This window comes from Peribacillus acanthi (genome assembly GCF_003073175.1).
Lineage (GTDB): Bacteria > Bacillota > Bacilli > Bacillales > DSM-1321 > Bacillus_BN > Bacillus_BN acanthi.
In genome coordinates, this window is record NZ_QBBX01000018.1 from 35,557 (window position 1) to 50,013 (window position 14,457).

The following is a 14,457-nucleotide window of genomic DNA, read 5'->3' on the forward strand; positions in this document are numbered from 1 at the left end:
TCTAAAAAGGGACTGAGTCTTTTTTTTACACTTCCGCTTCTAAACTATTACCTACACTATTATATTCTTCTTTATCAAGCTCATTGGTTACCTTACTTGTTATTATACCAGACGTCATGGCTCCGCTCACATTGACTGCTGTACGTCCCATATCAATTAATGGTTCAACAGAAATCAAGAGACCTGCTAATCCTACCGGTAGGTTCATAGCAGACAGCACCAATAAAGCAGCAAATGTTGCTCCTCCCCCTACTCCAGCTACCCCAAATGAACTAATAGCCACAACAAGTACCAATGTTACTAGGAATGAAGGCGATAATGGATCAATTCCTACAGTTGGTGCAATCATGACTGCAAGCATAGCTGGGTATACTCCTGCACAACCATTTTGGCCAATGGATAAACCGAATGAACCTGCAAAGTTAGCTATTCCATCCGGTACACCGAGTTGTTTTTGTGTTTTAATTGTTATAGGAAGGGCTCCTGCACTTGTTCGGGAGGTAAATGCGAAAGCCAAGACGGGAAATGCTTTCTGAATATAGCGTATCGGACTTAATCCAGAGAACGTCAGCAATAATAAGTGAATACCAAACATAACCGCAAGGGCAACGTATGAGGCACCTACAAATTTTCCTAATTTTGCAATCGCGTCTAGATCACTTAAAGCGACAGTCTTTGTCATTATTGCCAATACTCCATACGGTGTCAAACGAAGAATTAACGTTACTACACGCATGATGATGGTGTAAATGGAATCTACAATGCTGGCAAATTGGTCAGCCTGTTCAGGATTTTTTCGCTTAACACCTAAATACGCAAGCCCAAGGAATGCCGCAAAAATAACGATGGAAATCGTTGATGTTGGTCGGGCACCTGTGAAATCAAGGAAAGGATTATTAGGCAATAAGTCGAGTATTTGACTTGGAAGCGTTTTTCCTTCAATCGTTCCGTATCTTTCCTCCAATTGTGCTGCACGTGCTGTTTCTGCGTCTCCTTGGTCAATTTGGACAGCCTCAAGATCAAATACTAAAGTTGTTGCAATCCCTACGATTGCCGCAACAGCTGTAGTCCCTACTAAAATCCCTATGATAAGTACACTGATCTTTCCGATGTTCTTAGTTAATTTTAGTTTTGTAAAAGCGGATAAAATGGATATAAAGACAAGTGGCATTACAATCATTTGTAAAAACTTCACATATCCACTGCCAACAATATTGAACCAATCAATTGAAGTGGAAAGTGCAACTGAATCTGGCTCATAAGCATATTGAAGTACAAAGCCAAAAATAATCCCTAGCGCTAAAGAAGTGAATACACGCTTAGAAAACGATATATTCTTACGCTTCATATAAAACAGGACTGACATTAGCACCAGCAAAATTGTGATATTTAATAAAATTAATCCTGTTTCCATATCCCTTCCTCCTATGCTTATAAAAATATAATCCTTTACACCTATAAGTTAAGTCGGATTTGTACCAATCTTCCTCCTTCCCTATTTGTTATTGAAACTATATGATGGACATTAAATTTTATACCTATAGGTTTTGATATTGATTATTTACAGATCTTTACTTAGAAATATTCACTATTAATTCTTTCATTTTAGGTAAAGCAAAAAAAAAAGAGATGATCCACATTCCAAAATGGAAGTGGAAACATCCCTTTCTTATGATTTCATCGTTTCTCCTAAAAATTTAATTTTATTTGTACACTCATCCATAGCCGTTAAAATAGAGGAACGAAATCCTGTTTTTTCAAGAGATGATACTGCCTCGATGGTGGCTCCTCCAGGAGTGCATACATCATCCTTTAGTGCACCAGGGTGACGTCCTGTTGCCATCACCATTTTTGCCGCACCTAATACCGCCTGGGCAGCAAGTTTATAAGCTTGTTCTCTTGGTATCCCTTGTTTGACTCCACCATCAGCCATTGCTTCAATCATCATGTACACATAAGCTGGTGAAGATCCTGAAATTGCAGGGATTGCATCCATTAGATTTTCCGAAATCCGTTCGCATTTTCCGATTGATTGCAAAAGGGTTTCTACAATCGATAGATCATCTTCTGTAACAAATTCATTTATACAATAGGGGGTCATCCCTTCGCCTACCATGGATGGTGTGTTAGGCATAGTCCGAACTACCTTTACATCTTTACCAAATGCCTTCCTTACATACTCAGTATCAATGCCTGCGGCTACTGTGACAACGATTACCTTTTCTCTAACAGCATTTTTTATGCTTTCGATGATTTCTCCATAAAGATTTGGTTTTACAGCCAGAAATAAAATATCAGATTTCTTAGCTACTAATAGATTATCAATAGTACCTTGAATTTTAAATTTATTAGTTAGTTCCTGAAGGGTCCTTTCTGTTCGGGTGCTCACATAAATATTAGAGGATTCAATCCCTTTTCTTTCGATTATTCCAGATAAAATAGCCTGTCCCATTTTTCCGCATCCAATAAATCCAATGGTCTGATTCATATGTTGTTCTCCTAATTCAATTGATTCAATTATTATAATACATGTAATAGATTTATTACTAACTGAACGAGTATTAAAAAATCAATGATTCGGATTTAGAATTCATACATGCACTCTACCTTATGAAAGATTAACTTCGTGTCACTAGGGTAAAATGTGAGAAGTAAATCAAACGGGAGGAACATGGTCATGAAAGATGAAATTCGTTATCTTCCACTTTGTCCAGTTAAACAACGTTTCTTTTTACAACCCACTTTAGAATTAGCTCAATCACTGTTGGGCTGTTTATTGATTAAGGAAACAGAGAATGGTATAGCCGGAGGATTCATAGTGGAAACAGAAGCTTACATGGGGCCAGAAGATCAAGCGGCACATAGCCATAATAATAGAAGAACAAAACGGACTGAAGTGATGTTCGGTGAAGCAGGATATGTATACACTTACGTCATGCATACACATTGCTTAGTTAATGTTGTCAGTGGACCACTTGAAAAACCTGAAGCTATCCTTATACGGGGAGTGGAACCTTTTATAGGAAAGGATTTAATTAAGGTTCGTAGAGGTATGGATAATTTGGTACAAGCTTGTAACGGTCCAGGGAAGCTTACAAAGGCACTAGGAATTACTATGGATGATTATGGGAAATCATTTAGAGATTCCTCAATTTTCATAGTGGAAGGGTACACTCCAATCCACATTTCTTCAGGACCGAGAGTTGGCATTCCGAATTCAGGCAATGCAAAGGATTTTCCTTGGAGGTTTTGGATTACAGGGAATCCTTTCGTTTCGAGACCTTAAGAGTTTTGAATTCATTTATAAATGATTGAGGGCACTCCCTAACTTGAAAAGGGAATACCCCTTGACTAGTGTGTAAATATAATATTCCTTCTCTACTAGAAAACCCTTTGTAGGAAACGTCATGAACATCATTTAACAAAAATTCCTGAAATGAGGTCTTTACATATATGGTGGAAAGTCTTATTGTATGTGCCTCTTCCCAAACTTTTTGTTCACCATTGATTATTTTCCGATGTACCGTTATATAAGTAATAGAATCCATTGTCTTCCCCCTCCCTTGAAACATCAATCAATATTATTATACGCTAAATAGAAAACTGGACCATCTTAAAACTCTAGATGGTCCAGTTTTGTCTGCAAAATACTCGCTTATTTAGATTTCTTTTTGTTAACCTTATTTTTGATTTTCATCAAGCTCTCATAAACCATCGGTACAACCAGTAGCGTTAAAAGAGTAGAACTCGTCAAGCCACCAATAACCGTGACACCTAATCCTTTAGAAATTAGACCGCTGCCTTCTAAACCTACTGCCAATGGAGCTAGTGCCCCAATGGTAGCTATAGCCGTCATCAAAATTGGGCGAAGACGCGTACCGGCAGCTTCGAGTAATGCTTCACGAGTTGATAGTCCTTCGTTTTCCATATGGATCACACGATCAATCAACACGATTGCATTGGTTACTACGATACCAATCAACATCAGTGCGCCAATCATGGCTGAAACGGAGATAGTTTCACCTGACACCAGTAGGCCAAGCAAGGCACCAATAACGGTAAATGGTAGTGAGAACAATATAGCGAATGGAGCCAAGCCGCCTCCGAATGTTACTACGAGCACAAGATATACGATTGCAATGGCCGCAAGCATAGCCAATCCTAGCTGTGTAAAGGATTCAGCAATATCTTCTGTAACCCCGCCCATAGAAATCTCAACATTTGGTGGAACATCTATTTTATCGACTTTTTCTTTCACTGCAGTAGATACTTTCGCAACATCCTTTGTCGTGATTTCACCTGAAACGTCTGCATAAATTTTGCCATCTCTTCTTGTAATGGTATCCGAAGTTTTACCTTCCTTGATTGTAATCAATTCTTTAATAGGAACTGTCATACCTAGAGGAGATTGTATTGTTTTATTCGTCAAGTCTTCAATATCCTCATAAGTCTCTTTTTCCATTTGGAGATATACGTTTACGTCTTTACCTTCGTGCTGGATTGTTGTAATGATTGGACGTTGTCCAGCCTGTGTGAATTCCATTCCTAGTTGGGCAGCTGATAAGCCCAGTTTACTTAATTTTTCTTGGTTAGCGACTAATGTGTATTCTTCGTATGTGTCTGAAATACTCGACTTTACATTCTTTAATGAATCCACGTCTTTCATGACTTTCTCTACTTCTTTTACAAGTGGCTCAATGTCTTTCATGCTATCCCCATATACTTGGATGGTTAGAGCTCCGCTTGAGCCCATTCCTGAAAAATCTACAGTAGCCCATTCACCTTTATTTGTATCTTTTTGAAGGAGGTCAATCACCTTTTCTCCTTCTTCAGTGAAGTTCGGAGTATCAGTTTCGTAACCAACAAAGAAAAGGGCAGAGTTATTCTCTCCAGGATTCATTGGGTTTTCTCCACCAACAGAGAACTGGACTGTTTTCACGTTCTTACGATTCATGAAGAATACTTCCGCTTCTTCGGCCATTTCGACTACATCATCAATTGTTTGACCTGGTTCTGGCTTAAAAGTCACAGCAAGCATTTTTTCTTCGTCTGAAGGTAAGAAACTTACACCTATGATTGGAACTAAGAATAAGCTTCCAACTAGCATGGCAATAGCAATTATCCATGTGATGAATTTATGGTTTAATGACCATTTCAGAACTTTCTTATAGAACACCCCTAGTCTTGTAGGTGATTCTTCATGATGCTGCTTTCCTTTAACACCATTCTTGAATAAGGAGTGTGCCATCATAGGAACAATTGTAATCGCTACTAATAATGAAGCTAGAAGTGAAAATACTATCGTTAATGCAAATGGAAGGAACATCTCACCAATTGTACCCTTCACCAATCCAAGAGGTAAGAAAACCGCAATTGTTACAATGGTCGAAGACATAATTGGCATGAACATTTCTCGCGTTGCATCCACAATTAATTCCCTTCCACGTAATTCCTCATTGTTCAACGACATACGTCTAAAGATATTTTCAATAACGACAATGGAATCATCGATGACACGCCCAATGGCAACCGTCATGGCACCTAAAGTCATCATGTTCAATGTAATGTCCATTTGTTTTAACAGCAATATCGCGATCAAAAGGGATAAAGGAATCGAAACGACAGAAATAATCGTCGTACGGATATTACGTAAAAACAGGAGAATGATAACCATGGCAAAAATAGCCCCAAAAACCGCTTTGCTTAACATCGTTTCAACCGACTTTTCAATCGGTGCACCTTGGTCATAGATTGAGACGATATTCAAACCATCGTATTTTTTTTCTAATGTTTTGATTTCTTTTTTTACTTCATTTACTACATCAACTGTATTGGCATCAGAAGCTTTAACCACTTGAATACCAATCGAAGTTTCTCCATTGGTACGTGAAATGGATTCAGCTTTCCCATTAATTTTCACATCTGCAATTTCCCCTAATGTCACAGTAGGAATTTCTACTTTTGAGGGTATTGCTACTGAAGTTTGACCAGGTCCTACACCTGGTTGCTGAGTCATTCCAGATTGTGAAGGAATAACGGGAATTTTTACATTCTTAAGGTCTTCTATCGTTGCAATATTCCCATCAATTACTACCGACTTCTGGGTATCGTTGAGTGTGAATAATCCTAAAGGGAATTGTACATTAGCTCCTTTTATCATGTTTTGTACCGTTTCTTCAGACAAACCAAGCTCTTTTAATTTTTCATCTTTAAAGGTTAGAGAAGCTTCTTCTATTTGCTGACCTGATACTTGAATAGAAGCTACACCGTTTAATCCTTCCAAGGAAGGTACAATATTTTCTTCAACGTCTTTCGTTAAATCAGCAAGAGCTTGACTCTCATCAGAAATACTTATGGACATGACAGGAAATGCATCGAAGCTTAACCGAGAAACTTGGGATTCTTGTACACCCTCAGGGAAGGTCATACTGTCTACGGCTTCTTTGACCTCTGCTTGCGCTTTTTCCATATCTTTTTCAAATTCATATTGAATCTGTATAGATGAAGCATTTTGGAAGGAAGAAGAGCTAACTATAGAAACCCCTTCATGATTTTGTATTTTTTTCTCAATAGGTTCTGTTACTTTGTCTGCTACTTCTTCAGGTGTAGCTCCTGGATAGATGGTTAATACTGAAACAACTGGCATTGTAATATTTGGAATGGTTTCAAGCTTCATATTTAATCCCGAATATAAACCAGCAACGGTTATGATGATGGTTAGAAGCCATACCGCAAACTTATTCTTTAGTGAAAACTGTATCACTTTTTTCATGAATTTCTCCTTTTTAAATGAATACTTTTTGACTACTTTCTGACTTCACGGTCAACCCTTTTTAGTTTAACTGACCACCTAGTCAATAGTCAATTATTATTATCATTTGTCTAGAAATACCATATAAAGGACAATGAATGACCAATCAGTCAGGTCGTAATTTGTATAAAATACCTTTCATATAATATAGATCTTTGAAAATAATAATAGAGGAGCAATATCCTCCGATTATAGTGAAATGAGGGGAAGATCCATGAATATCCGTGAAGGACTAATTCCAACAGTGCTAGGTTCAGCGGTCACAGCTGCTGGCTATGCTATGAAACAAACCCGTGGGACCAATAAGATGGTTGCTAATACAATATTTGGATTTGGATTGGCTCATGTTGTATTAGGAGTTATTGATTTAGTTGAGCATAGAGGATAAATAATGGAGAGCAAAAGTGATTATCCACTGTTGCTCTCCTTTCCATTTTCATTCATGCTTTCCTTAATCTTTTTAGAGAACGTTTGTGGATCATCAACTGAAATATAAACTTTGGTAATTGCTCTTTTTCTTCCGAATGGTTCAATAACCGTGACAGGATTTTTCAATTCGATACAAAATTGTGGAGTTTCCATTTCCATCAAGGTGGCCATATGGACATCTTTTTTCTTCTTTTCTTCTTCATAATCTTTCCCATCACGAAGAATTTGAATCTCTGATAAAGGGATGACCATTTTGGATCGCCAACCTAATTGAACTAGTAGGGAGTCTTTTCCTAAGATAAATGGATTCCTTAAGTACCCTTTGTAATCACTTATGAAGAATACAAATAGATAAATATTCAAGAAGAGATGAATCCACGCTAAAACAGGTTTCCAATTATGTAGTAAATAGGAAACTCCAACTGTCTCCAATAATGTAATGGCTAATATAGCAATTACAAATGTCTTATAGCCGGACTCTTTGTGATAGGTAAACGGTGTTTCATCCGGCCTTAGTTTTAAGGTACCGGCCTTAGAAAACAAGTAATAATACATCACTAGTTCATGCCGGAGAACCGCTACCCCAATCTTAATTTTAATACTGGATGTTAGTGCTTCTGATATTTTATCTGGAAAACTTCCCTCTTTAATTTTCCGATAAGAAAAAATAATTTTACCGATTCGATACATCAGTAAGATAATTAGCAAACACTCAACGGCTATTAATACATTCTTCATAGTCATTCTCTTTTCTATACGAATTATGTTCAAAATTCCTATAACAAAATCTTACAATGAATTATTTTAACTAAAAATAGATACTCCTTACATGAATCTTACATTTCTGTAAGGCAGCACTAAAAAACTGTCGGAATAAGTTCGACAGCTTAAAATAGTTGGTCCAAGATATTACGTTTCAAAGTATCAATAGTCTCGCGATCTATATTACAGCCTCTTATTAGATACTCCTCAATTGAACCATATTTTTCTATTATACTTTCAATTGTCTCAAGCAAGTATTCTTCCCTAACTTCAAATATAGGCTTCAATCTCTCAGTTGGAACTCTAAACAAAGTCCCCCATCTAATTACTCTTTCAAGCTTCTTCATTCTTTTTTTGTTTAACTCATTGGATAAAAGATAATCCTGTTTGACGATTTCAATAGGCACCCCTGCCAATAATTGAACTAAAGCCGAGATAAAACCTGTTCTGTCTTTTCCTCCTGTACAATGTAGTAGTAGAGGATAGTTAGTACCGTCCGCAAGGATTGATATGATTTCGCGAATTTGTTCAGTCCGTTCAAAAGATATAGTACGATAAAAACCCTTCATCATTTCTCCAAAATCTAAGGTCGTTTCTCCCTTTAAATATCTAAAGAATTCCTTCTTGTTATTAAACTCTTGACTATCATGCTGTAAGGGAACTGTGACTGTTTGTAAAGCAGTGTTCTTTACAAGTTTATTTGGATATGTTTTGCGTTCATTTTCCCCCCTAACGTCTACTATCAAATTAAAACCGAACGATTCCATCCTATGCATATCTTTTTTATTCAATTTTGAAAGATCTCCAGAACGATACAAGATTCCTTCTTTTAATTTCTTACCATCACTTGTCCACTTACCACCTATATCACGAAAATTATATAATCGTTTAAACGGACTTTCATACGTTTCCATGTTTGGCCCACCTTTTATGGATAAATTAACCAATACTTTTTTAGTATAAATACTATTCGGAACAGTTTCAAAAACTTTACGCTTGAATTTCACTATTATTCTCTAAATATTAGAAAACCAGACCGTCGCCAAAAGCCTAGTGGCGTTTTTCTTTCCTGCTGCCAATTTAGATTTTTTTTAGAGAATAAAAAAAAATGAAGCCCGGTTAATCTCTAAAGGACTTCATTTTTATGAATGCTCATCTTTTATCATTTCGGTATACCAATTCCTTCTACAGGATAGTATCGGAATTTGACTTCCCCAATGACTGAATCCTTATGTATGAAACCATATATTCTACTATCTCCGCTTTTTCTGCGATTATCACCCATGACAAACAATGAATCTTTTGGAACTTCTACTTTAAAATCTTCTGTTAATTTTTCTTCAATGGCGAGTTTCTCTTTATTTGTGTTCAAATAGGGTTCCTTGAATTCTTCCCCATTGATATAAAGAGTGTCATCCTTCACTTCTACAGTATCTCCAGGAAGACCAATCAATCTCTTGATATGATTTTCCTCCGAAACTGGAGAATGAAAAACAATCATATCAAAATGCTCTAGCTTACTAACTTTTGTAATCACCACTTTATTATTATCTTCAAAAGTTGGTATCATGGATTCACCATGAACTGTGACTGGAGTAAATAAAAAATGACGGCAAATAAGGGCTATGACTATAGCAAAAAACAGTGACTTGACCCAAGAAAATATTTCTTCTTTAGTAGTACGATCTTGCATTGGACTCCTCCTCAAGATTACTAAACCATCCATCTCTTTGATTAGACGTAAATTATTTTCATAGGTTTCAAAGAATTTACAAAAAATTTTAAAATTTTTATTTATCTAAATGTCTTTCATACACTATGTAGGAATAGAGTCGATAAATAATTGGAATGATTGCTAAAAATGACATCCATTTCAATGATTCTTCTGCAAATACTAACATTCCTAGCATAAATAATAATGCTACTATCGCAGTAAAATTGCCAGAAAATCCGTTCAGTGGTTGGTTGCTTACAAGAAACGTTTTAACTCCTTTTAAATCCTTGGCATAACATTCTTCATGATATGGAACTACCTCCAAAAACATAGTGGTGGTCACTAAATCTCCTCTCACCTCCACTTCTCTGTAGCACTTATCACAATAAACAGCTTTCGCCATAATAACCCTCCTCTGTGAATCTTTTGGCTATTTAAACTTATTACGTTTAAATCGTAAAATAGTTTCAAATTTCAGAAATTTATTGCGATAATAAAGTAGTAGCATTTAAACAAATGTAAGATAAAGGAGTATCACTATGATTATTATGATAAACGGCGCATTCGGCGTTGGTAAAACTTCAGTAACTGAACGTTTAGTCGAGTTAATTCCAAATTCATTGCTGTATGATCCTGAGTTAGTTGGATATATGATTAGAGAAGTGATACCTGAGAGAATAAAACCCGAACATGAAAGAACTGGGGATTTTCAAGATTTGGATATATGGAAAGAACTAGTGGTAACTGTTGCTAAGTCCATAAAATCATCATACAACCAACATCTAATTGTTCCTATGACACTTTATAAAAAGGAAAACTTCCAATATATTTCTAAAGGATTAAAATCACTAGATGAAGCTACCCACCATTTTTGTTTAATGGCAGATCAAGAAACGATTCATCGGAGACTTCTTGAAAGAGGTGAAACCCCGGGAGCTTGGTGTTTCCAACAGACAAGTAAGTGCCTTGAAGCTTTTAAAGCTGGGGGATTCAATGAGTATGTTGAGACTGTAGGTATAAATGCAGACGAAATAGCAAAGCAAATAGTAGAAAGACTCAAACGCTAGGTTTAGCGGCCTATGTTCTGGACAACCACAAAATTAAACAAAGGAAATATGAATTCTCTATATCCATTTGTTAGTTTCCATGTGGTTTTGTGAAAGGTAGTGGCAAGGTAGTGGCATAATCAGGCAACCTCACCCTAAAATGATGGATTTTCATCAAAATAGAAAGCGTCAGACCTCACATTAATCAAATAATAAGGACTAAATAGATTGCTATAAACGCGAAAGGAGGCTCCCGCCCTCTCCGCGGAAAGCAAGTGCCTAGAGCGGAAATTAACGGGCATGCTATAGAGTCAGAAACAACATTCTATGCGAAAAGAGCTAAAAAAAGACTCGAAGGGATTCGTATCCCAATGAGTCTTTCAATCTTTTATAAATCATCAAAACCATTCGCATCAGATGTTTTCGTATATTGTCTTGATCTCTGCTCAAAAAAGTCCGTTTTCCCTAGGTCCACTTCTTGATACGCGATGATCCAACGTAAAGGGTTGTTTCTATAGCCTTCAAATGGAGCCTCGAAACCAAGCTGTTTGGCTCTCATATTAGCCATGAACTTGATATAATCCTCTAACTCATCCAAGAGAATGCCTTCCATCTCATTACCAATAATATATCGACCCCATTCGATTTCCAGCTCTGCAGCTTCTCGGAATGTTTTCATACCATATGCTCTTAGCTCTTCAGTATCATAGGTAGGATTCTCTTTAAGCACTTCTTTATAGATCTTTTCAAACAGACCAACATGCAAATGTTCATCACGATTGATGTAATTAATCATCGTGCTGCTTGCAACCATCTTTTGATTTCTAGCCAAATTATAGAAGAATGCAAATCCTGAATAAAAGAACAATCCCTCTAGTATCACATCAAAAATAATAGCCTTCAAGAAATTGTCAATTGTTGGCTCGTCTACAAAGTCTTTGTAGCCCTCTGTGACAAATGCATTCCGTTTTTGTAAGATCGGTTCATTTCTCCAATACTCGAAAACCTCATCCTGTTGCTGTTTAGACACTAGACTTGAAAGTACATAACTATATGAATGGTTATGAATGACTTCTTGCTGTGCTAGAATGATCATCATCGCATTAACACTTGAATCCGTTACATAATCGGCGACCTTACCAGCGAAGTCCGTTTGGATACTATCCAATAATGCTAGTAAACCTATAATCTTCAAGAATGCATCCTGCTCTTTTTTGGATAGCATAGGAAATTGTTTAATATCACCCGACATATTGATTTCAAACGGTGTCCAGAAATTCGCTAGCATTTTTTTATATTTAGGATACGCCCATGAGAAACGAACATCATCCCAATTCAATACATTTGAGCTCCTGCCATTGATAATCGCCGTTGAGCAGTTAGGTGCGCCTTCATCAACCAGAACTCTCCTCTGTAATTTAGTCATAAATTACTCCCCCTCCACTTAACTATGGCAACTCTCACAATCTTCTATTTCTGCACCAGAAGTTGACCTAACATAATATGTTGTTTTCATTCCTGAACCCCATGCGTCCAAATGTAAATCCAATAACGATTTCGCCTTAATATCATTCGATACATAAAAATTAAATGAAATGGACTGGTCTATATGTCGTTGTCTTCTAGCGTTTTGCTTGATACTCCAGTGCTGATCAATAGTGTAGGCACTTTTATAAAACCAGTTTGTGATTTCAGATAAATCTGGTGCAGTAACAGGAATCTTATAATCTTTTTTTTCTTCAGAATAGGATTTACGGAATATAGGATCGATACTAGCTGTTGATCCAGCAATGATGGAGGTAGAAGAGTTAGGTGCCACCGCCATTAAATACCCATTACGAATTCCATGTACCATGATGGCCTGCTTTAGCTCATTCCATCTTTCTGACTGATAGCCCTTGTAGGAAAAATAATCACCTGTTTGCCAATCCGATCCTTCAAAATATGGGTAAGTACCTTTTTCTTTTGCAAGCTCCATACTTGCTTTAATAGTCAAATAGGCAATTTCCTCATATAAGGAATCACAAAAGTCTACTGCTTCATTACTTTCCCAGCGTATTCCTTTTTGAGCAAGCAAATGATGCCAGCCAAAAGTACCTAAGCCTATCCCTCTGTATCGCTCATTCGTTATTTGTGCCTGTAATACCGGAATCCCATTTAAATCAATAACATTATCTAGCATACGAACCTGAATGGAGATTAAACGTTTCAACACATCGTCCCCAACACTTTTAGCTAGTGAAATTGAAGAGAGATTGCATACCACATAATCGCCTGGTTTCTTATGTATAATAATCTTGCCGTCATGAACAATTTCTTCTTCCACTAAAGTAGGACTCATATTTTGAGTGATTTCAGTGCAAAGATTGCTACAATAGATCATTCCTCTATGCTTGTTGGCATTTTGGCGATTCACTTCATCTCGATAGAACATATATGGCGTGCCCGTTTCAAGCTGGGATTTCAAAATCGCTTTCATAATTTCAATCGCAGGTACAGTCACTTTCGATAAGTCAGGATGGTTTACGCATTCCCAATACTTTTCACGGAACATGCCATTGCCACGATTTTCATCAAAGTGATCCTCCAGGGAGTATCCAAGAATTCTTCGGACTTCGTGTGGATCAAATAAGTGCCATTCTCCTCTAGCATCTACTTGCTCCATAAATAAATCCGGAATGCAGATACCCGTAAACAAATCATGAGTACGCTGTCGTTCATCTCCGTTATTTAAGCGGACATCCAGAAATGAGAAAATGTCCTTGTGCCAAACATCTAGATAGACTGCAATTGCTCCTTGTCTTTGGCCGAGCTGATCCACAGATACCGCTGTGTTGTTCAGTTGCTTCATCCATGGAATGACTCCTGAACTGATCCCTTTGAAACCCTTTATGTCGCTTCCCCTACTACGAATTTTCCCTAGGTATACACCGATTCCGCCACCATTTTTGCTAAGCGTTGAAATGTCTGTGTTGGAATCATAAATGCCTCTTAAGCTATCATCCACAGTATCTATGAAACAACTTGATAGCTGACCATAACTCTTCCCAGCATTCGCTAATGTTGGAGTAGCAACAGTCATATAAAGATTGGATAGTGCCCAGTACGCTTCCTTAACCAAACTCAATCTATTATTTTCTGGCTCTTTCATCATTAATGTCATAGCAATAATCATAAAGCGTTCCTGGGGTAGTTCGTAAGCTTGTCCATCATGTGACTTAGTCAAATACCGTTCAGCTAACGTTACGATTCCTATATAAGTAAACAATTGGTCTTTTAGTGGATCAATCACCGATCCTAACGTATCGATTTCTTCTTTCGAATAGAAGTCTAACAGAATACCATCAAATATTTCCATTTCACACAAGGTTACTATTAAATCGTAAAAAGAACCATAATGTTCCTCTCCTTGTAATCTACGAACCTTGCCACATTGTTCATAAAGTCTAGAAGCATAGAGACTTGCGGCTACATATGTCCAATCTGGTTCTTCCATGCTTATTCTCTCTACAGCAGCTAAAATACATAAATGGAAAAGTTGATCCTTCCCCATGTTTTCTTTTGCCTTAAAGGAATGCTTCACTTTATATAAGAACGATTCAAAATCCAAATGAGGGAATTTAGATTTCATTCCCTCAATTAAATTCAATATCTCCTGTACACCTGTTTGATCATTAATTAACGCTCCCATTGAA

At 37.0% G+C, this 14,457-nt stretch carries 12 protein-coding genes; 3 read left to right on the plus strand and 9 right to left on the minus strand.

Translation table 11 applies throughout. The annotated features are described in order from the left end of the window. Positions 1-25: 25 nt before the first annotated feature. Together DBX25_RS16305 and proC are read right to left on the minus strand one after the other, a co-directional pair. A complete protein-coding gene (locus DBX25_RS16305; protein WP_108671855.1) occupies positions 26-1,414 on the minus strand; it encodes an L-cystine transporter in 1,389 nt (462 codons plus the stop codon). 255 nt (positions 1,415-1,669) lie between these two features. Next, a complete protein-coding gene (proC, locus tag DBX25_RS16310; RefSeq protein ID WP_108671856.1) occupies positions 1,670-2,488 on the minus strand; it encodes a pyrroline-5-carboxylate reductase in 819 nt (272 codons plus the stop codon). Between the two features lie 189 nt (positions 2,489-2,677). Here proC and DBX25_RS16315 point away from each other — a divergent pair, with 189 nt between their 5' ends. Further along, the gene (locus tag DBX25_RS16315; RefSeq protein WP_108671857.1) at positions 2,678-3,286 is read left to right on the plus strand and encodes a DNA-3-methyladenine glycosylase; all 609 of its coding nucleotides are present in this window, start codon (positions 2,678-2,680) and stop codon (positions 3,284-3,286) included. Positions 3,287-3,655: 369 nt separating this feature from the next. On the opposite strand, the gene DBX25_RS16325 is transcribed toward DBX25_RS16315, so the two are convergent. Continuing rightward, on the minus strand, positions 3,656-6,772 hold the full coding sequence (locus DBX25_RS16325; RefSeq protein ID WP_108671859.1) for an efflux RND transporter permease subunit: 3,117 nt from the start codon (positions 6,770-6,772) through the stop codon (positions 3,656-3,658). A gap of 253 nt (positions 6,773-7,025) precedes the next feature. On the opposite strand from DBX25_RS16325, the gene DBX25_RS16330 reads away from it, so the two are divergent. Next, positions 7,026-7,199 (plus strand): asparagine synthase, encoded by a 174-nt coding sequence (locus DBX25_RS16330; protein ID WP_108671860.1) that lies wholly within the window; start codon positions 7,026-7,028, stop codon positions 7,197-7,199. Positions 7,200-7,219: 20 nt separating this feature from the next. Here the strand turns inward: DBX25_RS16330 and DBX25_RS16335 are convergent, their stop codons facing one another. The 4 genes from DBX25_RS16335 to DBX25_RS16350 all read right to left on the minus strand — a co-directional run bounded on the left by DBX25_RS16335 (position 7,220) and on the right by DBX25_RS16350 (position 10,119). Further along, a complete protein-coding gene (locus DBX25_RS16335) occupies positions 7,220-7,978 on the minus strand; it encodes a hypothetical protein (protein WP_108671861.1) in 759 nt (252 codons plus the stop codon). A 149-nt stretch (positions 7,979-8,127) separates the two neighbouring features. Then, positions 8,128-8,916, minus strand: coding sequence for a tyrosine-protein phosphatase (locus DBX25_RS16340; RefSeq protein WP_108671862.1), 789 nt, complete (start codon positions 8,914-8,916; stop codon positions 8,128-8,130). 248 nt (positions 8,917-9,164) lie between these two features. Then, entirely contained in the window at positions 9,165-9,695 is a 531-nt protein-coding gene (gene lepB / locus DBX25_RS16345) for a signal peptidase I (RefSeq protein WP_108671863.1), read from the minus strand. Between the two features lie 97 nt (positions 9,696-9,792). Further along, positions 9,793-10,119 (minus strand): hypothetical protein, encoded by a 327-nt coding sequence (locus tag DBX25_RS16350; RefSeq protein ID WP_108671864.1) that lies wholly within the window; start codon positions 10,117-10,119, stop codon positions 9,793-9,795. Positions 10,120-10,255: 136 nt separating this feature from the next. On the opposite strand from DBX25_RS16350, the gene DBX25_RS16355 reads away from it, so the two are divergent. Beyond that, a complete protein-coding gene (locus DBX25_RS16355) occupies positions 10,256-10,783 on the plus strand; it encodes an AAA family ATPase (protein WP_108671865.1) in 528 nt (175 codons plus the stop codon). A gap of 367 nt (positions 10,784-11,150) precedes the next feature. Here DBX25_RS16355 and DBX25_RS16360 read toward each other — a convergent pair whose 3' ends face one another. Together DBX25_RS16360 and DBX25_RS16365 are read right to left on the minus strand one after the other, a co-directional pair. Then, positions 11,151-12,188, minus strand: a complete 1,038-nt coding sequence (locus DBX25_RS16360; RefSeq protein ID WP_108671866.1) for a ribonucleotide-diphosphate reductase subunit beta — start codon at positions 12,186-12,188, stop codon at positions 11,151-11,153. 18 nt (positions 12,189-12,206) lie between these two features. Further along, entirely contained in the window at positions 12,207-14,453 is a 2,247-nt protein-coding gene (locus tag DBX25_RS16365; protein WP_108671867.1) for a ribonucleoside-diphosphate reductase subunit alpha, read from the minus strand. Positions 14,454-14,457 lie beyond the last annotated feature (4 nt).